Annotated in this window: 20 protein-coding genes; 13 read left to right on the forward strand and 7 right to left on the reverse strand. The window is 64.1% G+C overall.

Annotated elements, in window-relative coordinates; translation table 11 throughout:
• The first annotated feature begins 143 nt into the window (after window positions 1-143).
• The 5 genes from sucC (at window position 144) to SAJA_RS08030 (ending at window position 5,442) form a co-directional block, all read left to right on the forward strand.
• A complete protein-coding gene (gene sucC / locus SAJA_RS08010) occupies window positions 144-1,307 on the forward strand; it encodes an ADP-forming succinate--CoA ligase subunit beta (protein ID WP_123658152.1) in 1,164 nt (387 codons plus the stop codon).
• Between the two features lie 46 nt (window positions 1,308-1,353).
• Window positions 1,354-2,223, forward strand: coding sequence for a succinate--CoA ligase subunit alpha (sucD, locus tag SAJA_RS08015; RefSeq protein ID WP_123658153.1), 870 nt, complete (start codon window positions 1,354-1,356; stop codon window positions 2,221-2,223).
• A gap of 613 nt (window positions 2,224-2,836) precedes the next feature.
• Complete coding sequence (locus tag SAJA_RS08020) at window positions 2,837-3,259, forward strand: GFA family protein (RefSeq protein WP_123658154.1); 423 nt, start codon at window positions 2,837-2,839, stop codon at window positions 3,257-3,259.
• Between the two features lie 108 nt (window positions 3,260-3,367).
• Window positions 3,368-3,814: a GFA family protein gene (locus SAJA_RS08025; protein ID WP_184999803.1), complete on the forward strand. Its 447-nt coding sequence runs from the start codon at window positions 3,368-3,370 to the stop codon at window positions 3,812-3,814.
• An 11-nt stretch (window positions 3,815-3,825) separates the two neighbouring features.
• Window positions 3,826-5,442: an NAD+ synthase gene (locus tag SAJA_RS08030; protein ID WP_123658156.1), complete on the forward strand. Its 1,617-nt coding sequence runs from the start codon at window positions 3,826-3,828 to the stop codon at window positions 5,440-5,442.
• 78 nt (window positions 5,443-5,520) lie between these two features.
• Here the strand turns inward: SAJA_RS08030 and SAJA_RS08035 are convergent, their stop codons facing one another.
• On the reverse strand, window positions 5,521-6,447 hold the full coding sequence (locus tag SAJA_RS08035) for an outer membrane protein assembly factor BamD (RefSeq protein ID WP_184999804.1): 927 nt from the start codon (window positions 6,445-6,447) through the stop codon (window positions 5,521-5,523).
• Between the two features lie 119 nt (window positions 6,448-6,566).
• Between SAJA_RS08035 and rluD the strand changes: the two genes are divergently transcribed.
• Together rluD and pgeF are read left to right on the forward strand one after the other, a co-directional pair.
• Window positions 6,567-7,541: a 23S rRNA pseudouridine(1911/1915/1917) synthase RluD gene (gene rluD / locus SAJA_RS08040; protein WP_123658158.1), complete on the forward strand. Its 975-nt coding sequence runs from the start codon at window positions 6,567-6,569 to the stop codon at window positions 7,539-7,541.
• Complete coding sequence (gene pgeF / locus SAJA_RS08045; protein WP_123658159.1) at window positions 7,538-8,293, forward strand: peptidoglycan editing factor PgeF; 756 nt, start codon at window positions 7,538-7,540, stop codon at window positions 8,291-8,293. The genes rluD and pgeF overlap by 4 nt, the downstream gene beginning before the upstream one ends.
• An 805-nt stretch (window positions 8,294-9,098) precedes the next feature.
• Here pgeF and uvrA read toward each other — a convergent pair.
• Window positions 9,099-12,044: an excinuclease ABC subunit UvrA gene (uvrA, locus tag SAJA_RS08050; RefSeq protein ID WP_123658160.1), complete on the reverse strand. Its 2,946-nt coding sequence runs from the start codon at window positions 12,042-12,044 to the stop codon at window positions 9,099-9,101.
• Between the two features lie 210 nt (window positions 12,045-12,254).
• Between uvrA and SAJA_RS08055 the strand changes: the two genes are divergently transcribed.
• Both SAJA_RS08055 and ssb read left to right on the forward strand, forming a co-directional pair.
• Entirely contained in the window at window positions 12,255-13,628 is a 1,374-nt protein-coding gene (locus SAJA_RS08055; protein WP_123658161.1) for an MFS transporter, read from the forward strand.
• Window positions 13,629-13,663: 35 nt separating this feature from the next.
• Window positions 13,664-14,203 (forward strand): single-stranded DNA-binding protein, encoded by a 540-nt coding sequence (ssb, locus tag SAJA_RS08060; protein ID WP_123658162.1) that lies wholly within the window; start codon window positions 13,664-13,666, stop codon window positions 14,201-14,203.
• Between the two features lie 277 nt (window positions 14,204-14,480).
• Here ssb and SAJA_RS08065 read toward each other — a convergent pair whose 3' ends face one another.
• Together SAJA_RS08065 and SAJA_RS08070 are read right to left on the reverse strand one after the other, a co-directional pair.
• Complete coding sequence (locus tag SAJA_RS08065) at window positions 14,481-15,302, reverse strand: TlpA disulfide reductase family protein (protein ID WP_123658163.1); 822 nt, start codon at window positions 15,300-15,302, stop codon at window positions 14,481-14,483.
• A gap of 15 nt (window positions 15,303-15,317) precedes the next feature.
• Entirely contained in the window at window positions 15,318-15,770 is a 453-nt protein-coding gene (locus tag SAJA_RS08070; RefSeq protein WP_123658164.1) for a protein tyrosine phosphatase family protein, read from the reverse strand.
• 214 nt (window positions 15,771-15,984) lie between these two features.
• Here SAJA_RS08070 and SAJA_RS08075 point away from each other — a divergent pair, with 214 nt between their 5' ends.
• On the forward strand, window positions 15,985-16,878 hold the full coding sequence (locus SAJA_RS08075; RefSeq protein ID WP_123658165.1) for a GNAT family N-acetyltransferase: 894 nt from the start codon (window positions 15,985-15,987) through the stop codon (window positions 16,876-16,878).
• Here SAJA_RS08075 and SAJA_RS08080 read toward each other — a convergent pair.
• The 3 genes from SAJA_RS08080 to SAJA_RS08090 are packed head-to-tail and all read right to left on the reverse strand — an operon-like array spanning window position 16,852 to window position 19,984.
• On the reverse strand, window positions 16,852-17,928 hold the full coding sequence (locus tag SAJA_RS08080; protein WP_123658166.1) for an ABC transporter substrate-binding protein: 1,077 nt from the start codon (window positions 17,926-17,928) through the stop codon (window positions 16,852-16,854). The two genes, SAJA_RS08075 and SAJA_RS08080, sit on opposite strands and share 27 nt — an antisense overlap.
• A 2-nt stretch (window positions 17,929-17,930) precedes the next feature.
• Window positions 17,931-19,319 (reverse strand): sensor histidine kinase, encoded by a 1,389-nt coding sequence (locus SAJA_RS08085; RefSeq protein ID WP_123658167.1) that lies wholly within the window; start codon window positions 19,317-19,319, stop codon window positions 17,931-17,933.
• The gene (locus tag SAJA_RS08090; RefSeq protein WP_123658168.1) at window positions 19,316-19,984 is read right to left on the reverse strand and encodes a response regulator; all 669 of its coding nucleotides are present in this window, start codon (window positions 19,982-19,984) and stop codon (window positions 19,316-19,318) included. Before SAJA_RS08090 ends, SAJA_RS08085 begins: the two co-directional genes overlap by 4 nt.
• A 152-nt stretch (window positions 19,985-20,136) precedes the next feature.
• Between SAJA_RS08090 and SAJA_RS08095 the strand changes: the two genes are divergently transcribed.
• The 3 genes from SAJA_RS08095 to SAJA_RS08105 are packed head-to-tail and all read left to right on the forward strand — an operon-like array spanning window position 20,137 to window position 23,096.
• Window positions 20,137-21,138 carry a Bug family tripartite tricarboxylate transporter substrate binding protein gene (locus SAJA_RS08095; RefSeq protein WP_123658169.1) on the forward strand — a complete coding sequence of 334 codons (1,002 nt, stop codon included), beginning with the start codon at window positions 20,137-20,139 and terminating at the stop codon, window positions 21,136-21,138.
• Window positions 21,138-21,590 carry a tripartite tricarboxylate transporter TctB family protein gene (locus tag SAJA_RS08100; RefSeq protein WP_123658170.1) on the forward strand — a complete coding sequence of 151 codons (453 nt, stop codon included), beginning with the start codon at window positions 21,138-21,140 and terminating at the stop codon, window positions 21,588-21,590. The genes SAJA_RS08095 and SAJA_RS08100 overlap by 1 nt, the downstream gene beginning before the upstream one ends.
• Window positions 21,591-21,599: 9 nt before the next feature.
• Window positions 21,600-23,096 carry a tripartite tricarboxylate transporter permease gene (locus tag SAJA_RS08105; protein WP_123658171.1) on the forward strand — a complete coding sequence of 499 codons (1,497 nt, stop codon included), beginning with the start codon at window positions 21,600-21,602 and terminating at the stop codon, window positions 23,094-23,096.
• The last annotated feature ends 11 nt before the right edge of the window (window positions 23,097-23,107 follow it).

Raw genomic sequence — 23,107 nt, forward strand, 5'->3', positions numbered from 1 at the left:
CGGACACGATTTGCGGTCTCCAACGCGGCGCTCGTATGAAACGGCAACAGACCCTAGGCCAGGCAAGTTGTGGTCACGGACACATCACGCGACAATGCCTCCCGATTTACGAGTCGGTTTCGATCCTTAAGTGAGGCGATGAGATGAACGTTCACGAATATCAGGCCAAGGAAATATTCGCGCGCTACGGCGTGCCGGCGGGTGTGGGCAAGGTGGCCCATTCGGCCGATGCGGCACTGGCCGTGGCCAACGAGCTCGGCGGCGAGCGCTGGGTGGTCAAGGCCCAGGTCCATGCCGGCGGGCGCGGCAAGGCCGGCGGCGTGAAGATCTGTGATTCCGTGGACGAGGTGAAGAAGGTCGCCTCCGAGATGATCGGTTCGACCCTGGAAACCAAGCAGTCCGGCGGCGTGGCGTTGCCGATCAACTGTGTGTATGTCGAAAAGCCGGCCGATATCGAATCCGAGCTGTATCTGTCGGTACTGGTCGATCGCGCCACGCGCCGCGTGACCTTCATCGCCTCGCCGGAAGGCGGCATGGATATCGAGGAAGTGGCCGAGGCCACGCCCGAGAAGATCATGCAGATCGCCATGCACCCGGCGGCCGGTTTCCAAGCGTTCCAGGCGCGTCAAGTCGGGTTTTTCCTGGGCCTGGACAAGAAACAGGTCGGTCAGTTCGTCAAGGTCATGAAAGGCCTGTACGAGATGTTCACCGAGTGCGACGCCTCGCTGGTGGAGATCAATCCGCTGGTCACCACTGCCGACGGCGGTCTGGTGGCCCTGGACGGCAAGCTCAATTTCGACGACAACGCGCTGTTCCGCCACGCCGAATTCGCCGAGATGCGTGATGTGAGCCAGGAAAACGAGCGCGAGGCCAAGGCCGCCGAGTTCGATCTCAACTATATCCAGCTCGATGGCAACATCGGCTGCATGGTCAACGGCGCAGGCCTAGCCATGGGTACGATGGATCTGGTCAAGCTGCACGGCGGCGAGCCGGCCAACTTCCTGGATGTCGGCGGCGGTGCCACCACCGAGCGCGTGACCGAGGCGTTCAAGCTGATCACTGCCGGTGAAGGCGTCAAGGCCATTCTGGTCAACATCTTCGGCGGTATCGTGCGATGCGATCTGATCGCCGAAGGGATCATCACCGCGGCTAAGGATGTCGGTATCAAGGTGCCGGTGGTCGTGCGTCTGGAAGGCACCAACGCCGAGGAAGGCCGTAAAGTGCTGGATGAGTCCGAATACGACCTCATCGCTGCCCAGGACCTGACCGACGCGGCCAAGAAGGTCGTCGCCGAGGCCGGCAAGTAAGCGCTGCCGTCGTCAAGCCACACGATTTCAAGATCAGGATCGATTCATGAGCATTCTCGTCAATAACGACACCAAACTCATCGTCCAGGGCTTCACCGGCAGCCAGGGCACGTTCCACTCCGAACAGTGCATGGCCTATGGCACCAATATCGTGGGCGGTGTCACACCCGGCCGCGGCGGTGAGACCCATCTCGAGCGCCCGGTGTTCAACACCTGCGCCGAAGCCGTTCGTGAGACCGGCGCCAACGCAACGATGATCTACGTGCCGGCGCCGTTCGCCGCCGATGCCATCCTCGAGGCCGAGGCTGCGGGCATCAAGACCATCATCTGCATCACCGAGCATATCCCGGTCATGGACATGCTCAAGGTGCGCGCGGTGCTGGATGAGTCCGACTCGGTACTCGTCGGGCCCAACTGCCCGGGCGTGATTACGCCGGGTGAGTGCAAGATCGGCATCATGCCGGCGCATATTCACCAGAAGGGCAAGATCGGCATCGTGTCCCGCTCGGGCACGCTGACCTATGAAGCCGTCTTCCAGACCACACACAACGGCCTGGGCCAGTCCACCTGTGTCGGCATCGGCGGTGACCCGATCCACGGCCTGGACTTCATCGACGTGCTGGAGATGTTCGAAAACGACCCGCAGACCGAAGGCGTGGTCATGGTCGGCGAAATCGGCGGCACGGCCGAAGAAGAAGCCGCCGAGTTCATCAAGCACAGCATGAAAAAGCCCGTCGTGGCTTATATCGCGGGCGTGACCGCGCCCCCGGGCAAGCGCATGGGCCACGCCGGGGCGATCATCTCCGGCGGCAAGGGCACGGCCGACGACAAGTTCGCCGCTCTGGAAGCCGCCGGTGTCGCCACCGTGCGCTCCACCGCCGAAATCGGCACCAAGATGGAAGAAGTGCTGGGCTAAGTTCCAATCCGCTTCCGGCTGATGAAACCGGCGTCCTTCGGGGCGCCGGTTTTTTTTCGGCTTTGTTTTTTAAGACGATCCGCAGATTGCGCAGATTTTGGGCGGATTACCCGTGAGTCGTAGCGGTCTCGGGGCGCCACATTTGTCCCAGTCGTTGCTGCGAGATTTTTTATCCGCAGATGGACGCAGATAAACGCAGATGGGCGGTGCGATGTTAAGTCGTTTCGAAATCGCGGCGCCACGGCCTTCCGCGTCGTAGTCGCCAAGAATGAAAAGTCTGTTCACGTTCTTGGGCCCATCATTTTTTAGTAGCCGCTTACGATGCCGCAAGCCGTGGCGCCCGTGTGGCTTCGTTCGAGCTTCTTGCTAGTCCGCCATCTGCGTTTATCTGCGTCCATCTGTGGATCAATGTCTTAAAGAACCGACTCGAAAACGGTGGCGCCCCGAAGTCGCCACGACGCCCGGGCCGTCCGCCCAAAATCTGCGCAATCTGTGAAATCTGCGGATAGACTCAAAGAACGAAGCCGCAAGGGTGACTAGAGTTACCAGGGTTATAGGATTACATCGCCGGTACGTGCTGTCATGGCGTCAACACTCGAAAGCGTTCAACACCATGAGCGAGACGTACGAACTGAGCTGTGACTGTGGTCACGTGACGATGACGGCCAAGGGCGAGCCGAAGCTGTCGCTGTTCTGTCATTGCGGCAGTTGCCGCCAGCTTTATAACGCTGACATGCTGTCGGCCACGGGCTGGGCGCATGACAACGTCGAGCTGCCGGACGAGTCCAAGCTGTTCGTTCACAAGATGGACGGCAAGGACATGACGCGTTACGGCTGCCCGAGATGCGGCATGACGATGTACGGCGTGCACAAGCCGGGCATTCCGGTGATTCCGCATGCGTTGTTCCGCAAGATCAACGGCGGCGAGCTGCAAGACGAGCTCAAGCCCACGCTGCATCTGTTCTATCGTGATCGGGTCGTCGATGTAGACGATGATCTCGAGAAATCGCAGGGCGGCGAGGCTGTCGGTCTGTAAGCGTCGGCCAGGTCTTTGAGCGCCATGCCGGGCACCGGAAACGGGCCCGGCATTTTTATTGCCGATAAGGCATGCGATGATGACGCGCTTTCGAGCGGAGAGCCTGTCTTGGCCACGATCTATCATCTCGCCTGTGACTGCGGCGCGGTCGAACTCGATGTCAGCGGTACGCCGGTCGTCAGTGCGTATTGTCATTGCCGAAGCTGTCGCGAGATGTATGGCGTGGAGATGCTCTCGGCCAGCGCCTGGGCCAACGATGCCGTAACGCGCCGCGTTGCGGCCGGCACCGATCTGATCGCGCATCGCCAGCCCGGGCGGCGCATGTGGCGTTATCACTGCGCGGCCTGTGGCCGCCTGGTTCACGGGCGTAACCGCCATGGCTATCTGGTCATTCCCACCGAGCGCTTTCGTGTGGCCGGCGACGACCGTCTGCCCGGCCCGCTCGAGCCCACCGTGCATCTGTTCTACGATCAGCGTGTGATCGACATGGGCGATGAGCTGCCCAGACACGCCGACGACGGCGATCTGTTTTCCAAATCCCACACCGAGGCTTGAGGGCGTCACGCATGGCAGACCATTCGCTTCGTATCGCCATGGCCCAGCTCAATGTCTGGGTCGGCGATATCGCCGGCAACACCCGACAGATCATCGAGGCGGCCCATACCGCCCGGGATCGTGATCGCGCGGATATCGTCGTGGTTCCCGAGCTGGCCCTGATCGGCTATCCGCCGGACGACCTGTTGCTGCGGCGCGGCCTGCCGGATGCCATTGCCGCAGCGCTGGATGAGCTGCAGGCCGGTATCACCGGCATCACGGCGGTGGTGGGCTATCCCGAATACGCGGGAGAGGCGATCTACAACGCCGCCCGCGTGATCCGCGACGGCCAGGCCATTGCCCATTACCGCAAGCAGTGCCTGCCCAACTACGGCGTGTTCGACGAGCGCCGGCACTACAGGCCGGGTGACGCGCCCTGTGTATTCGAGCAGGCCGGGCACGCGATCGGCGTGACCATCTGTGAGGATATCTGGGAGACGGGCCCGGCGGCGCAGGCTCGTGCGGCCGGGGCCGAGATGCTGGTCAACCTGAACGCTTCGCCGTTCCATGCCGACAAGCAGCCCGAGCGCGAGCGGCTTCTGGCCGGGCGGGCCACGGACAACGACGTGGCGATCTGCTACGTCAACTGTGTTGGCGGCCAGGACGAGCTGGTCTTCGACGGCCAGTCGTTTGCCGTGGCGCGGGACGGCACCGTGGCGGCCCGCGCACCCGCCTTCGAGGCTGGGGTGTTCACGGTCGAGATGACAGGCACTCGTTCGAGCGGTGATATCGCCGAGCGCCCCGCGCCCGAGGCGCTGGTCTATGACGCGCTGGTACGCGCCACGCGCGACTATGTCGATCGCAACGGCTTTCCCGGGGCGCTGATCGGGCTGTCCGGCGGCATCGACTCGGCGCTGGCATTGGCGATCGCTGTGGATGCACTCGGCGGTGATCGGGTCTGGGCGGTATCGCTGCCCTCGCGCTACACCGCCGATATCAGCAACACTGATGCCGCCGACCAGGCCGAGCGCATGGGCGTGCGCTACGATGAGATGCCCATCGAGGATGGGTTTTCCAGTCTGTTGAATACGCTGGCGCCGCTGTTTGGCGATCGGGCCCCGGACACGGCCGAGGAGAACCTGCAGTCGCGTATTCGCGGCGCGCTGCTGATGTCGTTGTCCAACAAGTTCGGCCACGTGGTGCTGGCCACCGGCAACAAGTCCGAGATGGCGGTGGGCTACGCCACGCTCTACGGCGATATGTGTGGCGGCTTTGCCCCGCTCAAGGATGTCTACAAGACCTGGGTCTATCGCCTGTCGAATTTTCGCAACACCCGCGGTGCGGTGATCCCCGAGCGGGTGATCACACGTCCGCCCTCGGCCGAACTGCGTGATGATCAGGCCGATACCGACACGCTGCCCGAATACGACGTGCTCGATCCGATCATCGAGGCCTGGGTCGAGGAGGGCGCATCGATCGACGACATCGTGGCGCGCGGCTTCGTGGAGGCCGATGTCCGTCAGGCCGCCGGTTTGATCCGGCGCAACGAATACAAGCGTCGTCAGGCCGCACCGGGGCCCAAGATCACGCATCGGGCCTTCGGGCGTGACCGGCGCTATCCGATCACCGCCGTCTACGGTGATCTCTAGCTGTGTAACCCAGCCGTTCGCCACGCACAAAAAAGCCGAGGCAGCACCTCGGCTTTTTTGTGCCCGAACGCTTATCGTTCAGCCGGCGTTGGCCCTATCCGCATCGCCGGTGGCGGTGTCGTTTGTACCATCGATCGGCGCGCCGCTGGCCGGTGTGCTGTCCATGGCCGGCAGCTCGTAGTCCGGTGTCTCGCCGGCCTGCTGGCGATAGAACTCGTCGCGGTGCAGGAGATAGTTCGGGTAGGAGGCCTGCAGAATCGCGCGGCTGTCCTCGGCCAGATCCGGCTGATTGAGCTTGGCGTAGGAGACCTCCATGATCTCCAGCGCGCGGGGCACGGCATTCGAGCCCTGATAATCCTCAACCACCTGTTCGGCACGCCGGGCGGCTGCCACGTAGGCATGCCGCTTGAGATAATACTCGGCGATATCCAAGTCAAAATGCGCCACACGATTACGGATATCGATCATGTGCAGCTGGGCGTCCTTGGCATAGACGCTGTCGGGATAGTTATTCACCAGCAGGCTGAAGTCGTTGAACGACTGTTTCAGGTACTCGACGTTGCGCCGATCCGGGTTGGCGCTGATCAGGCTCTGCTGGTTCTGGGCATAGTTGGATACGCCGCGCATGTAATAGACGTAATCGATATGCTGATTACGCGGATGCTGCTTGATGAAACGATCGGCCGCGTCGGTGGCCTGGTCGTAGTCTTCGGCTTCGTAGTGCGCAGTGATCGATTCCAGCTCGGACTGCGGCGCGTAAGGCGTAAACGGGAAACGCGCGGTCACCTCGGAGTACAATGGCAGCGCCTGTTCGGGCTGGCCGTGCATGAGAAAGTCACGAGCCGAATCGTACAGGCGCGCGGCATCCGCGGATTTCAGCTTTTCGCCCTTGCGGTTGACCAGCGGCGTCTTGCTGTAGCCGGTGTCTTCGATGCTCTTGTCCGAAGCACAGCCGGTGACCAACAGTGCCGCGGTGATGCCGAGCGCGAGAACGATGTGTCGCATTGAAGCCCCGAGCGCGTCCCCGCGCTTTTCCAAGCAAAACAAAGCGAAAGTATACCTATGATGATTCCAGCGAGTCATACGCGTGGCCGTTTCGTGGCTTGTACGCGAGGCATGGGCCGATGAGTGCCCCGGCCGACGCGGCGGTACACGATTTCCTGCTGCCCGAGAGTGCGGCCGGCAAACGCCTGGACAAGGCACTGGCCGAGGCCTTGCCCGACTACTCGCGCTCGCGTCTGAAACAGTGGCTCGAACAGGGCGCGCTGACCGTGGACGAGGCCACGCCCGCGCCCAAGACCGCCGTGGGTGGCGGCGAGCGGATACGACTGATCGTGCCCGAGACGCCACACGACGAATCGGTCGAGCCCGAGCGGATGCAGCTCAACATCATCCACGAGGACGCCTCGATTCTCGTGCTGGACAAGCCCGCGGGCCTGGTCATGCATCCGGGGGCGGGCAACCAGAGCGGTACGCTACAAAACGCGCTGGTGGCCTACGACGAATCCCTGGCGGCCTTGCCGCGCGCCGGTATCGTGCATCGCCTGGATAAGGACACCTCCGGCATCCTAGTGGTTGCCAAGACGTTTGCCGCGCACAAGCAGCTTGTTGATGATCTGGCCGAGCGCACCATCAAGCGCGAGTACGAGGCCGTATCGGTCGGCGTGATGACGGCTGGTGGCCATGTTGATGCCCCGATCGATCGGCACCCGGTCGATCGCAAGAAGATGGCGATCCGCGAAGAAGGGCGCGAAGCCGTCACGCACTATCGCGTGATCCATAAATATCGCGCGCACACCCATATCCGTTGTCAGCTGGAGACCGGGCGTACGCACCAGATTCGGGTCCATATGGCCTACGTGCGCTTTCCGCTGCTGGGCGATCCGGTCTATGGCCGGCGTCTGGCGCTGCCCAAGGACGCCAGCGAGGCCTTCGTTGGTGCCCTGCGCGGCTTCAAGCGCCAAGCCCTGCATGCCGCCACGCTCGGCCTGACCCATCCGGAAACCGGCGAGGCCATGCAATGGAGCGCGCCGCGCCCAGCCGATTTCGAAGCCCTGTTGGCGGCCCTGGCCGCCGACGCACGCGAGCACGGCAAATGAACCCGGTCAGCGATATCGTCTGGGCCGACTGGCCGGCCCTGGCCGGCGTGCGGGCCGGCACGACGCGGCGCACCGGCGGCGTGAGCGCGGCCCCATTCGCGTCGTTGAATCTCGGGGATCACGTCGGCGATGCCCCCGATGCCGTGGCATTGAACCGCGCGCGTCTGGTCGACACCTTGGCACTCCCCAGCGCGCCCGCCTGGCTGAGCCAAATCCACGGCACGCGGGTCATTGATCTCGACCAAGAAACAGGCGAGGGCATCGAAGCCGATGCCGCGGTCACACGGGATCCCACACGGGTATTGGCGATCCTCACGGCTGATTGCTTGCCGGTGGTGTTTTGCAACGCCGAGGGTACGGCTCTAGGGGCGGCCCATGCCGGCTGGCGCGGCCTGGCCGCTGGCGTGCTCGAAGCCACGATCGAGGCCATGCCCGGCCCGCCGCGTGAACTCATGGCCTGGCTCGGACCGGCCATCGGCCCCACGCGCTTCGAGGTTGGCGCCGACGTGCGCGCGGCGTTCGTCGATCACCACAGCGACGACCACGCCGCCTTCCGCGAGGCCCGCCGCCCCGGTAAATTCGTGGCCGATATCTACGCGCTGGCCCGGGCCCGCCTGCGGCGCGCCGGCGTTATCAACGTCACCGGCGGTGAACACTGCACGATCAGCGATCGCTGCTTTTTCTCGCATCGCCGCGACAAGGGCCAGACCGGGCGCATGGCGACACTGGTCTGGCAGGTGGAGCGTTTTTGAAGAACATCGTCCGCAAATGAACGCAAATCAATACAGACATTTATCCGCAGATGAACGCAGATGAGCGCCGATGAGCGCCGATGAAGAAGACGATGGTCTGGATATAGCCGCTTATCGGGCAAGATATTCATCCGCAGATTACGCAGATTTCACAGATTAAAAGACAAGGTTTTTATCGATTGATCTGGTGAGTGCGACGACTCCGACCTCATCGCATCGGCCAATCAATCTGCGTCATCTGTGTAATCTGCGGATTGTCTTTCTGTCTGTATTCATTCGCGCTCATTCGCGTTCATTGGCGGACGATTCAGAGAGAACCGCCGACCGCCGGTGAAGACGATGATGGTTTGAAGATAACGGCTGATCGGACAAGATATTCATCCGCAGATTTCACAGATTAAAAGACAAGGGTTTTATCGATTGATCTGGTGAGTGCGACGACTCCGACCTCATCGCATCGGCCAATCAATCTGCGTCATCTGCGCAATCTGCGGCTTGTCTTTCTGCCTGTATTCGTTCGCGCTCATTTGCGGACGATTCAGAGAGAACCGCCGACCGCCGACCGCCGATGAAGACGATGATGGTTTGAAGATAACGGCTGATCGGACAAGATATTCATCCGCAGATTTCACAGATTAAAAGATGAGATTTTATCGATTTACCCGGTGAGTCCCACGACTCTGATCTGAACGCATCGACCAACCAATCTGCGTCATCTGTGTAATCTGCGGATTGTCTTCCTGTCTGTATTCATTCGCGCTCATTCGCGTGTATTGGCGGACTGTTCAAAGAAGAGCCGCCAAGCCTATTTACGCTTGGCGACCATGCCCTTGGGCTGTGGTTTTTTCTCTTTCTTTTCTTTTTTCGGCGGCAGGGCGAGGTCTTTCTTGTCGCCGGCGGTGTTGTGCCCGGTGCCGGGACGGCCTGTGCCCAGCATGGGTTTGAGGAAACGACCCGTGTGTGAGGCTTCCACGTCGGCCACGTCCTCGGGGGTGCCGGTGGCGATGATTTCGCCGCCGCCGGAGCCGCCTTCCGGGCCGATGTCGATGAGCCAGTCGGCGGTCTTGATGACGTCGAGATTGTGTTCGATCACGACCACGGCGTTGCCGGCTTCGCGCAGGCGCAGCAGTACGGCCAGCAGTTGCTTGATGTCGTGGAAATGCAGGCCGGTGGTGGGTTCGTCCAGCAGATAGAGTGTGCGCCCGGTATCGCGCTTGGACAGCTCGCGGGCCAGCTTGATGCGCTGGGCTTCGCCACCGGACAGGGTGGTGGCGTTCTGGCCGAGCTTGACGTAGGACAGGCCCACATCCATGAGCGTGTCGAGCTTGCGTTTCAGGCTGGGGACCGGCTCGAAGAACTCGGCCGCGGCCTCCACGCGCATATCCAGCACCTCGGCGATCGTCTTGCCCTTGTAGTGGACCTCCAGCGTCTCGCGGTTATAGCGCGCGCCGTGGCAGGTCTCACAGGTGACATACACATCCGGCAGGAAATGCATCTCCACCTTGATCACGCCGTCGCCCTGACAGGTTTCGCAGCGCCCGCCCTTGACGTTGAACGAGAACCGCCCGGGCTTGTAGCCGCGCTGCCGGGCCTCGGGCGTATTGGCGAACAGATCACGGATCGTGCCGAACAGGCCGGTATAGGTCGCCGGGTTGGATCGGGGGGTGCGCCCGATCGGCGCCTGGTTGATATCGATGACCTTGTCGAGATGCTCCAGGCCCTCGATGGCGCTCACGGGCGCGGCGCGGGCCACGGCCCGGTTGACCTGGCGCGCTGCGGCCGGGAACAGCGTTTCGTTGATCAGCGTGGATTTACCCGAGCCGGATACGCCGGTGATACAGGTCAGCTGGCCCATCGAGAACGCGGTGTTCACGTTCTTGAGATTGTTGCCCCGCGCGCCCTTGATGCGGATCTGGCGGGTCTTGTCGTAGGCGATGCGCTCGGCCGGAATCGGGATGCTGGCCTTGCCGGAAAGATATTGCCCGGTCAGCGATTCCTCGCAGGCCGCGACATCTTCAGCCGTGCCCTGGGCGATGAGCCGGCCGCCGTGATCACCCGCACCCGGGCCCATATCGACCAGATAATCGGCCTCGCGGATGGCGTCTTCGTCGTGCTCGACCACGATCACGGTGTTGCCGATATCACGCAGGTGCTCCAGCGTGTTCAGAAGACGGCGGTTGTCGCGCTGGTGCAGGCCGATCGAGGGTTCGTCGAGCACATACATCACGCCCACCAGCCCGGCGCCGATCTGGCTGGCCAGGCGGATACGCTGGGCCTCGCCGCCGGACAGCGTCTCGGCCGAGCGCGACAGGGTGAGATAGTTCAGGCCGACGTCCAGCAGGAACTTCAACCGCTGGCTGATCTCTTTGAGGATCGGCTCGGCGATCTCGGCGCGATGGCCGGGGATATCCAGAGCCTCGACGATGTCGTAGGCGCCGGCGATGCTGGCGGCGTTGATCTCGGGCAGCGTCTGGTCGGCCACGCGCACATGCCGGGCCGCCACGTTCAGCCGCGCGCCGTTACAGGCCGGGCAGGACTTGTCTGATAGATACTTGGCCAGCTCTTCGCGCACGGCCATGGAGTCGGTTTCGGCGTAGCGGCGCTGCATGTTGTCCAGCACGCCTTCAAAGGCATGCTTGCGCCGGCGCGTGTTGCCGCGGGCGTTGGTATAGCGGAACTCGATCTTTTTCGATCCCGAGCCGTGCAGGATGACCTGCCTGGCCTCGTCGGAGAGTTCGTGCCAGGGCTGATCCACGTCGAAGTTGTAGGTCTCGCCCAGCGACTCGATCAAGCCGAAGAAATAAGGGTTGCGCCGGTCCCAGCCGCGCACGGCGCCGCCGGCCAGGCTCAAGGTGTCATCGGTGATCACGCGGTCGACGTCGAACACGCTCTGCGAGCCCAGGCCGTCGCAGGTGGTACAGGCCCCGTGTGGCGAGTTGAACGAGAACAGCCGCGGTTCCATGTCGTTGATGGAGTAACCGCATTCCGGGCAGGCGAACTGGGAGGAAAAGACCTCGGGCTCGCCGTCGCCGCGCCAGGGCATGATCCAGGCCATGCCCTCGGACAGGCGCAGCGCGGTTTCAAATGATTCGGCCAGGCGCTGCTGGATGCCCTCGCGGATCTTGAAGCGATCGACCACCACTTCCAGGTCGTGTTTCTTCTTGGGATCCAGCTCGGGCACGCCGTCGTCCAGCTCGATGATATCGCCGTCCACGCGCATACGCACGAAGCCGGCGCCGCGCATCTGCTCGAAGATCTCGCGGTGCTCGCCCTTGCGCGAGCGGATCACCGGGGCCAGGAGCATCCAGGCGGATTCGTCTTCCTTGGTCAACGTCTGATCGACCATCTCCGACACGCTCTGGGCGGCCAGGGGTTCGTCGTGGTGCGGGCAATAGGGCGTGCCGGCGCGGGCGAACAGCAGCCGCAGATAGTCGTGGATCTCGGTGACCGTGCCGACCGTGGAGCGCGGGTTGTGCGAGGTCGATTTCTGTTCGATCGAGATCGCCGGCGACAGCCCCTCGATGGAATCCAGATCCGGTTTTTCCATCATCGACAGGAACTGGCGCGCATAGGCCGATAGCGACTCGACGTAGCGGCGCTGGCCCTCGGCATAGATCGTGTCGAAGGCCAGAGAGGATTTGCCGGAACCGGACAGGCCGGTGATCACGATCAGCTGATCGCGCGGCAGGTCGACATCGACGCCGGCCAGGTTGTGCGTGCGGGCACCGCGAATGCGGATATGGCTTTCCATGCGACGAACTCGCCAACAGACCAAACCACACAGTATAGCCCCCGTCACAAGTCAGACCGATAAAACGGCCGATCACGAAACAGGCCGGCTCGGGCGCTGTGTTAATCTTTCGCGCCTGTTGCCGGACGCCGGCCGGAAACGCGCCGGACGCCTCGGCCGACCCATCAGCTGCGTAGTCATGCAGCATTCAAGACGTATCCAGGGCGGCCCATGACACCAACTGAATCACGCGCGGCATTCTCGCTGGCCGGTATTTTCTCGCTGCGAATGCTGGGCCTGTTCATGATCTACCCGGTGTTCACGTTCTATGCCGAACACCTGGCCGGCTCCACGCCCACCACGGTCGGCCTGGCGCTGGGGGCCTACGGGCTCACCCAGGCGCTGCTCCAGATTCCTTTCGGCTTTGCCTCGGACCGCATCGGGCGCAAGCGCATGATCGCCATCGGCCTGCTGATCTTTGCCGGTGGCAGCGTCGTGGCCGCGCTCTCCACCACGATCTACGGCGTGATCTTCGGGCGTATCCTGCAGGGCGCGGGCGCCGTAGGCTCGACGATTCTGGCGCTCAACGCCGATCTGACCCGCGAGGAATCGCGGACCAAGGCCATGGCGACCATCGGGCTAACGATCGGTCTGGCGTTTGCCCTGGCGCTCGTCGCCGGGCCGGTGATCAACGCCTGGGCCGGCGTACCGGGCATCTTCTGGTTCACGGCCGTGCTGGCGATCCTGGGCATCGGCGTGCTGTATCTGGTGACGCCGACGCCGGCGAACATCCGCTCGCACCGGGATACCCAGGCCGTTCCGGAACTCTTTGGCCGCGTGCTGGCCGATCGCGAACTATTGCGCCTGGATTTTGCGATCTTCGCGCTGCACGCGATTCTCACGGCTAGTTTCATCGCGTTGCCGAGCATGCTGCGTACGGTGCTGGGTATTCATCAGGACTGGCAATGGGTGGTCTATCTGCCAACGCTGGCGGTGTCGGTGGCCATCATGGTGCCGGCGATCATCGTCGCCGAGTCCAAGCGCCAGATGAAGCCGGTGTTCGTGGCCTCGGTGGCCGTGCTGTGTATTGCGCCCGGCATTCTGGCGTTCTATCGCGATAGCCTGGTCGAGATTCTGGTACTGCTAACGCTGTTCTTCGCGGCCTTCAATATCATGGAGGCCAGCCTGCCGTCGCTGATTTCCAAGGTGGCCCCGGCCGATGCCAAGGGCACGGCCATGGGGATCTACTCGTCGTCGCAGTTTTTCGGCATCTTTGTGGGCGGCACGGTGGGCGGCTGGGCCTACGGCCAGTTCGGCACCGGTGGCGTGTTCGGCTTTGCGGCACTCGTCGGGCTGATCTGGCTGGTCATCGCCGCCGGCATGCCCAAGCCACGCTTTGCACGCTCGCATATGGTCAATGTCGGTGCGATCAGCGATCATGAGGCCCGTCGTCTGGCGGCCGAGATCGAGGCCGTCGAAGGCGTGTTCGAAGCGGTCGTCGTGCCGGCCGACCAAGTCGCTTACATCAAATTCGACGGCCGTGTGGTCGAGCCCGATGTGCTCAACCGTTTCGCACCGTCTCATTCCACGCCAGCGCCGGCCTGAGGCCGGGGCGTCGTTCATCGAGCAGGGAGGCCGTCATGGCCAGTCGAGGCATCAATAAAGCCATCATCGTCGGGAATCTCGGCGCCGATCCAGAAACTCGCTACACCGCCGGCGGTACCGCCGTGACCAACTGCAACGTCGCGACCTCGGAGACCTGGCGCGACAAGACTTCGGGCGAGATGCAGGAGCGCACCGAGTGGCATCGCATCGTGTTCTTTGCCCGTCTGGCTGAAGTGGCCGGGGAATACCTGAAGAAAGGCTCCAAGGTCTACGTCGAAGGGCGTATCCAGACCCGTAAATGGCAGGGCCAGGACGGCCAGGATCGTTACACGACCGAGATCGTGGCCAACGAGATGCAGATGCTCGACTCCCGTGGCGGCGGGGGCGGCCAGGGTGGCGGCAGTGCCCCGTTTGGCGGCGGTCAACAACGAAGCAGCGGGGGCAGCCAGCAGCAGGGCGGCGGCACCGGCGGTGGCAATCAGGGCGGCGGTGGCGGCCAGCAGGGCTACCAACAGCCACAGCCGGCCAGCGAACCCGGCTTCGATGACGATCTGGACGACGATATTCCGTTCTAGGGGCTGTTGCCGTTTCGTACGAGTCCGCGCCAAGCGCTGTTTTGCGGCAAGACGAAGCGTAGCTCACGCCGCGCAGTCATTCTGCGCCAGTGGGCTAGAACGCTGGATTCCCGCAAAACAGCGCTTGTCCCGAAGGGTTGGGCCCAAAATCTGGCCATGCCGCTGGATCACCTTGATCGTGGCACGCCACGACCTGCGGCTCGCGCCTTGCCTGGCCAGATTTTGGGCTCCAACGCGGCGCTCGTACGAAACGGCAACAGCCCCTAGCTCAGACGCGCTAAGAACCCGTCAGGCCACGTAGTCGTGCGGCCAGCGTGGCCGGCGATAACAGGCCGGTATGACGCGCCTGGCGCTTGCCGTGGCCGTCAAAGAACAGGGTTGTCGGATAGCCGCGCACGGCCCATGTTTCGGCCAGTCGATGTTGTGTATCGATCAGTTGATGCTTGAGTTTCAGCCCGGCGTCGGAGAGAAACCGCTGCATGGCGGCGCGGCTGTCGTCTTCGTTAACGAACACGAAGACGACGCCCGGGTATTGTGTCTGTGCCCGGGCCAGCATCGGCATCTCGCGACGACACGGCCCGCACCAGCTGGCCCATAGATTGACCACCATCGGCTTGCCGGGGGCCGCGTCGGCCAGGCCGGCAAGCGAGATGTCGGCCTGATTCGGGCGTGCCAGCGGTATCGTGGTCAGGTGGGTTGGCTGGGTATCGAGTGCGGCCAGCCCCCAGAACCCCAAGCCAGCACTCAGCCCGCCGGCCGCCAGTGCCCCGGCCAGAGGCAGGCGAAGTGCGGGGACGCGGCAGCCGGCAACGAGCGCGTAGAGTGCTGCGCCCGCCAACCCGCCCCAGAGATCGAACCCCTGGTCGCGCAGGTCCAGAATCTGTAGCGGGTGGGGCGCGTAGAGCGCGGCGTAGCGCGCCACGAACACCAGGCGTGCCGCTACCAGCCCGACGAATGCGAGCGCGAACAGGCGATCGACAAGTCGGGCACGTCGTGCTCGGGCCAGGATGATGCCCGCCAGCACGGCCACGCCGAAGGCGGCTAACCAGACGAGCCGATCCCCGCCAATCAGAAACGGCCCGATAGCCACGAGAGTCACCGTGTTAGCGGCGGGTCAGTTGGTCACGCCGAGCTTGTCGCGCATGGCACCCAGCAGCGGTGAGCTCGGGTTGAGCCCGGTATCCAGGCCGATCTGTAGCGCGCTTTCGGCCGGTTCGTTGTGCAGATAGCGGGCGCGATAAGCCATCAGAGCGCCCACGCGATTACTGCTGGCACAGTGCACCAACGCTGGCGTGCCGCCATCCAGGGCATCGTCGAGCTGCTTGGCGTTGCCGGCGTTGATGTCGTCCGGGCCGGCCACGGGAATCACGAGATACGTCATGCCGGCCGCGGCCACGGCTGCGGCCTCGTCGTATTCGTTGAACTCGCCGGCCGGGCGGAGATTGATGACCGTGCGTACGCCCTCGCGGGCTGCGGCCTGGAGCTGGGCCTCGCTCGGCTGGCCGGCGGTGACGATCTCGTTGCCGTAACGTGCGGCGTGGCTAAGATCACTCGTGTAGTCGCTCATGTGGGTTCCGTTTGGAAAAGTCCTGTCTGCATGATCGCGTTTCGTGCGCCAGAGACAAGCGGTGCGACATCATTTTAGCGCGCATGCCCGGATGCCGACCGATCATTCGCGTCATGAAAATGACTTGAAAACAGTTGGTTGCATCACGTCCTGTCACAAATGAGTCATTTTGCGATGATAAGGTTTCGCTCTACACTCATCGAGCAGCTGCGACATGGCTTATCGATTCACGCCGTTTGTTCTGCCTATGCGAGCGCCGTGGCAGGGCTCACTGTTCGAGCGCTTGCCCAACCGACTGGTCAGGCAAGCGCGCTGTCGAATGATCCGCTCACGTTTCCCGGCCCTGATATGGGATAACGTTCCCGAGCAGATGTCGCCCGCGACTCGCGTGTGGCTGCGCAGCGCTTTCGTGCCCTTGGCACAACGTGTTTTCGACCGTACCAGTCGTCGATTCTGGTTGACGTGGTTATCCGACGACAGTTTGAATCAGCTCAAGCGTTTCATTCTGGTGTTCGATCAGACGGGCCAGCCGATCGCCTGGGCCGCGGCCGGTGCGTTCGAGGTCGATGGGCGACGGTGTTTTTACGGCAGCTCGGCCGGGGTCGATCCGGCCTGGCAGGGTAGCGGCATCACAAGCTCGGCAGCACGCCACCTGTTCCTGCCGGCGCTGGGCGCGGCCGCTCCGCGCACGTTGTATGCCGTGGTGCGGACCGGCAATCCGCTGGTCTACAGCGCCTGGCAGGCCGGCCAGGTCGGCCGGCAGCCGATTTATCCCGCGCTGGATGGGCGCGAGCCGCCGGCCGCCATCGCCGCGATCGCTCGCGAGGCCGCGGATCGGCTGGGTCACGGTGATCGGCTCGATCCGACGACGTTGATCATGCGTGATTGCTATAACGACGAGGCCGCCGGGCTGTGGTCGAAACGCCCGCCCTGCGACGACGACACCGTGGGCCGATGGTTCAACGACAATCTTACCGCGCACGACGGGGTCATGATGGTGGTGCCGTTCGACCCCGCCGCCACGTTTGCCCAGGAAAGCATGCGCCTGGTTCAGAAACGCCTGGGGCTGAACACCGGTCGATCATCGCGACGGGCCAGCGCTGCCTGAGGCGCCACAGCCGGGTTGGCCGGGCACTGAAAAGCGCGCCTGCCATTGGGCCAGATCACGACGGCGTTGGGCCGGGTCAACTTGTGCCAACAGGCCGGCGTCGAGTGCGATCGGCATGATGCGTGCCTGATCGGCCGGGCGCGTCCCGTTTGAGCGGTCGGTCGATGTGCCGGCACGGGGCGGGCCGGCAAGTTGTGTCTGGCGCGTCAATACGCGTTGGCCTTGCCCGGAGAGTAGATAGGTGACGAATTTATGCGCGGCTTCGGGGTGTGGGGCCGCGCGATGCACGAACACCATACGACTGAGCATCAGCGTGTAGTCCCTGGGTGCGACGATGCGAATCTCTGGATGGCGGCGGGCATAGCGTCTGGCATAAGCGCCCAGCAGGTTATAAGCCAGCACGAACCGGCCCTCGGACAGCCCGGTTAGCATGGCGCGGGTATTGGACACCTGGCGGGCGCGGGCCTGGCCAAAGGCGCTGACCAGTTGCCAGAAGCGCGCGGTATGGCCGGCATCGGCCTGATAGAGGGCATACCCCACGGCACTTCGCGCCGGGTCATAGATCGCCACGCGCCCACAGAATCGGGGGCGCCGGTCGGTGAGTGCGCGGTAGAGCGCGCCGTGGGAATCCAGCGCGATGTCGGCCGGCAGCAGATCCGCGCGATAGGCGAACACCACGGGCTCGAACGTGAAGCCGAACACCGAGTCGCGCCATTTGAAACGCGCCGGCCAGCCATCAATCACCGGCCCGGACAGACGCGCGGCATAGCCGGCGTTGGCGGCCGCCAGCTGTGAGGGCATCGCTGAGCTGATGACCACATCCGGTGGCCGGCTCATGTCGTGAATACGGCGCTCGACCGCACGGGTCGCCAGATCGGCGTAGCGGATATCGATATCCGGATGGGCGCGTTCAAAGGCTGCCAGCACGGGGGCGATGGCTGGTCGGTCCAAGGCCGCGGCGATATGCAGCGACGTGGCGGCCGGTGCCGAGGCTGCCGTGCCGGAGAGGCAGAGTGCGAGCAGCAGACAGGCACAAGGCAGGCGGCGCATCGTCACGGCCTGGCGCGCGGCAGGCACAGACAGGCCCGGCAGCCGCCGGCGGCGCGCTCGTCGAGCGAGAACGAGCCGCCGTGGGCCTCGGCGATCGAGCTCACGATCGCCAGCCCCAGCCCGGAGCCGGGCTGCTCGGTGTTCTCGCCGCGACGAAACGCAGCGCGCAACGCCTGCGGCGACGCACTGGCCAGCCCCGGCCCATCGTCGATGACGCACAGCCAGAACACGGCGTCGCGTTCGGATAACCGCACCGTAACGGCCGTGCCTGCCGGCGTATGGACGAGCGCGTTATCAATCAGGTTACGCAGCGCCTCTTGCAAGGCCCAGCGCGTGCCGGTCACGGCGGCCGGGCCGGTTAGCGCGTTGATATAACTGAGCTCGTGCGGGGGGCTGTCGCAAAGCGCGACCTGTTCGGCGTGTTCGCGCGTGATCTGCTCGGCGAGTGTGGCCAGCTCGATCGACTCGTCGCCGGGTGTGGTGTCGTGGCTTAGACGGGCCATGTGCAGAAGCTGGCCGGCCAGACGGCCGGCATGTTGGGCCGTGGCATGAATACGCGCCAGCGCAGCGTGCCAGACAGCGGGGTCATCCGATTCGAGCGCGGCCTCGCTGGCATTGGCCAGGCCGGCCAGCGGTGTCTTCAGCTGATGGCTGGCATCGGCGGTGAAACGCAGCAGGCTGTCGCGTGCGGCGCGCTGACGCGTGAACAGGCTATCGAGCGTGGCGGCCAGCGGGGCGATTTCGCCCGGCACACGCGCATCCAGCGCGCTGAAATCATCCGCACGCCGTGCGGCCAGGCGGTCACGCAGCCGGCGTACCGGTGCCAGCGTACTCGCGATGGCCACCAGGCCCAGGCCGCCGGCGGCCAGGATGAGAATCACGAATCGCATCACGGCCGGCTCGAACAACCGGGCCGCCAAGGCACGGCGCCCGCCCAGGGTCTGGCCCATCCAGATCGTCAGCGACGTATGCGCCGACCAGCCCGCCAGATCAAGCTGGCGGCCGTGCAGGCGCCAGCGCGTGCCGTCATGGCTGACGGTGCGCCAGGCCGGCAGGGTCGGGTGGCTGCCCGGCTCGACCGGCAGATCCAGGTTGGCCGTCAGGCGCTGCCCGGCCTGGTCGAACACGCCGTAATACACGCGTGCCTCGGCCGTGCCCGACAGGATACGCAGCGCCGCCGCCGGTACGGTCACCACAGGCTCATCGCCGGCCCAGCGGATAGCATCGGCCATCGTCAGGGCCGCGGCGGTAAGCTGGGCGTCGTAGGCGCGCTGTGCGTTTCGGGTGGCCGAGATATGGGCCTCGATGAGCAGAATCGTGCCCAGGGCGGTGGCGCCGGCCAGCAGCCAGAGCATCAGGCGCGCGCGCAGGCTGGTGGTGATCCGGATCAATGGCCGTCGTACTCAAGCCGATAGCCCAGCCCGCGCAGGGTGCGGATAGCAAGCCCCGAGCCGGCCAGGCGCTTGCGCAGGCGGCTGATATAAACTTCCAGCGCGTTAGAGCCCACGGCATCGAAGCCGAACAGCTGGGCCTCCAGCGTCTCGCGCGCGACGATGCGCTGGGCGTGGCGCAGCAGGTTCTCGGCCAGGCGCAACTCGCGCCGTGGCAGATCGAGTGCCTGGCCGGCCAGGGTCAGCGTGCCGGTCACCGGGTCGAAGACCAGCGCGCCCAGTACCAGCCGATCATCGACGCGTTGCTGGCTGCGCCGGCCCAGCGCGCGTACCCGGGCTCGCAGTTCGGCCAGCGAGAAGGGCTTGGCCAGATAATCGTCGGCGCCCAGATCCAGGCCGCGCACCCGGTCGTCCACGCCGTCGCGGGCGGTGATGATGAGCACGGGTGTGTCGTCATCGGTGCCGCGTAGCTGGGCCAGCACATCCAGGCCGCTGCCATCGGGCAGGCCCAGATCCAGCAGCACCAGATCGAAACGCTCACGGGCCAGCGCGGCCTGGGCCTGGCCCGCACGGGCCAGCCGATCGACGGTATGTCCGACCGCCGTCAATGACATGGTCACCGACTCGGCGATGAGCGTGTCGTCTTCGATCAGCAGCAGGCGCATGCGACTAAAGTCGGCGCGAATCGGCTCGGTTCTGACAGGTTCATGACAGCAGGCCTCCCTAGCATGGTTCGCACGATCACAAGAGCATAACGACCCCGTCGTGTGCCAGCACGTGCCCGGCGCTGCCGCCGGGCCGTATCGAGGAGAGTCTCATGCAAGAGCCTGCCCGCCGCGGCGCAGCCCGGTGGTGGCGCGTCGCGTCTATCGCGCTCGTCGCTATCGCGTTGATCGGCTGCCAGAAACAGGTCGCCGGTGATCATCCGGAGTGTATCGCGCCCGCCAAGCCCGGTGGGGGTTATGACCTGACCTGTCGTCTGCTGGCCAACGGCCTACAGAAGACCGGCCTGATGACCACGCCCATGATCGTGAGCTATATGCCTGGCGGCATCGGGGCGGTGGCCTACAACCACGTCAACGCCACCCGCGATCACGACGGTGATCTGGTTGTGGCCGCCAGCACCGGGGCGGCGGTGAATCTGGCGCTTGGTAAGTTCGGTTCCTACGACGCCGACGCCGTGCGCTGGCTGGGCGCGTTTGCCGCTGATTACGGCGTGCTGGTGGTGGCCGCCGATTCGCCCTACAAGACGCTGTCCGATCTGGTGGCGGCACTGAAAAAAGATCCCGGCAGCGTCGTCGCCGGGGCCGGTGGCTCGATCGGCAGCCAGGACTGGATGAAGATCGCGCTGGTGGCCAAACGTGCTGCCGGCGTGGCGCCCAAGGATCTGCGCTTTGTGTCTTATGAAGGCGGCGGGGAGGCCATGGGCAGCCTGCTGGGCCATCACATCGATGTCTTCACCGGCGATGCCTCGGAGATGGCCGGTCATATCGGCTCGGGCAAGATCCGGGTGCTGGCGATTCTGGCCGATCAGCGCCTGGGCGGTGTCTATAGCGATATTCCGACCGCCAAGGAGCAGGGCTATGACATCGAGTGGCCGACCTGGCGTGGCTTCTATATGGGGCCGAACGTGACCGATGCCAATTACGAAACATGGGTGGCGCGCTTGAAAAAGCTGGCGGCCACCGATCAGTTCAAGACCATGCGCACCAAGCAGGGGCTGTTCCCCGAGGCCCGCTTTGGCGCGGATTTCGATGATTACGTGGTCAACCAGGCCCACGAGTTCGAAGCACTGGCACGACAGGTAGGGCTCAAGTGATGTCGGATTCTTCCACGCACAACGATCGCATCTTCGCCGGGCTGCTTCTGGTTCTGGCGATTGGTTTTGGTGCCATGGCGCTGGCCATGCACGTCCCGTTTGCCTATGACCCGTTGGGGCCCACGGCGTTTCCGCTGATCCTGTCGGGCGCGCTTGGCGTCATGTCGATCACGTTGATGCTGCGCCCGGCGGCCGGCACCGGTCTGCCGGGTGGGCGCGTGGGCGCCCAGCTGGTCGGTGTGCTGGTTGTACTCATCGCCTACGCCGCGCTGTTCACCCGCGCCGGTTATCTGGCCAGCACCGTGGTGGCGATGATCGTGCTGGCGCGGATCTTCGGTGCGACCTGGGTTAAGGCGATTATTTCCGGTGTGGTCCTGACGGCCGCGAGCTACGGCCTGTTCGTCTGGGCGCTGGGCATCGTGCTGCCGGTCGGCAGCTGGCTTGTTTACTAGGAGACATCGATGTTCGATTTCATGATTCACGGCTTCGATGTCGCGCTCACGCCCCTGAACCTGGGGCTGGCGCTCTGCGGGGCCATTCTTGGCACGTTCTTCGGTGCGCTGCCGGGCATCGGGCCGATCAACGGCATCGCGATTCTCATGCCGTTGGCCTACACGCTGGGTCTGCCGGCCGAGTCGGCGTTGATCTTGTTGGCGGGTATCTATACCGGCGCCGAATACGGCGGGCGCATGTCGTCGATTCTGCTCAACGTGCCGGGCGATGCCGGGGCGGTGATGACCACGCTGGACGGTCATCCGCTGGCCAAGAAAGGCCTGGCCGGACCGGCATTGGGGCTGTCGGCGGTGGCCTCGTTCGTAGGTGCGACCATTGCGATAATTGGGCTCACCCTGTTCGCCCCGCTGTTAGCGCGGGTAGCGGTGATGTTCGGCCCGGCCGAGTTCTTTGCATTGATGATCTTCGCCTTTGCCTCGATGTCGGTGATGATGGGCAGCGACCCGCTCAAGACCGGCATCGCCGCCGTGCTGGGCGTGATGATCGCCATGATCGGCGTGGATTCTTCCACCGGCGTATTGCGCTATACCTTCGATATGCCCGAGCTGTATGACGGCATCGATTTCGTGGTGCTTATCATCGGGCTGTTCGCGGTCAGCGAGATTCTGCTGATGCTGGAGCAGGCGGCCCGCGACGGCGTGACCGATATGCCGGCGGTGGGCCGTGTGTTCGTGAAGTTCAAGGAAGTGATCGCCTGTCGCGGCGCGATCCTACGCTCGGGATTTATGGGCTTCGTGATCGGCACGTTGCCGGGTACCGGCGCCTCGGTGGCTTCGGCCGTGGCTTACACCACGGAAAAACGCATCAACGATCGCGAGGGCACGTTTGGTGAGGGCGACATGCGCGGCCTGGCCGCCCCCGAGGCGGCCAACAACGCCTCGGCCGTGGGCTCGTTCGTGCCGCTGCTCACGCTGGGCATCCCCGGCTCGGGCACCACGGCCGTGCTGCTGGGCGCGCTCATGCTCTACAACATCACGCCCGGGCCCATGATGTTCTCCGAGCGGCCCGAAGTGGCCGGCGGGCTGATTGCCTCGTTGTATATCGGCAACGTCGTGTTGTTGCTTTTGAATCTGCCGCTGGCCGGCCTGTTTGCCAAAGTGCTCACGATACCGCGCTGGGTGCTGGTGCCGTTCGTGGCCTTGTTGGCTTTCGTTGGCGTGTATCAACTGCATTCCGATCCGATCGCCATCTACACCATGCTGGCCGTGGGTGTGTTCGGTTATGTACTGCGCAAGTTCGGTTTTTCGTTGGCGCCGGTGATTCTGGGTTACGTGCTGGGCGGGCTGGCCGAGGTCAATCTACGCCGGGCGCTGGCGATCAGCGGCGGCTCGCCGGATGTGCTCTGGGCCTCGGGAATTTCGATCGGGCTGTATATCGCGGCCGTGGCGTTGCTCGTCGCGCCCTGGCTGATCGGGCGTCTGCGGCCACGAAAATACGCTGACTGATCACAGCCGGC

Origin of the sequence: Salinisphaera japonica YTM-1, from assembly GCF_003788585.1 — a bacterium.
Lineage (GTDB): Bacteria > Pseudomonadota > Gammaproteobacteria > Nevskiales > Salinisphaeraceae > Salinisphaera > Salinisphaera japonica.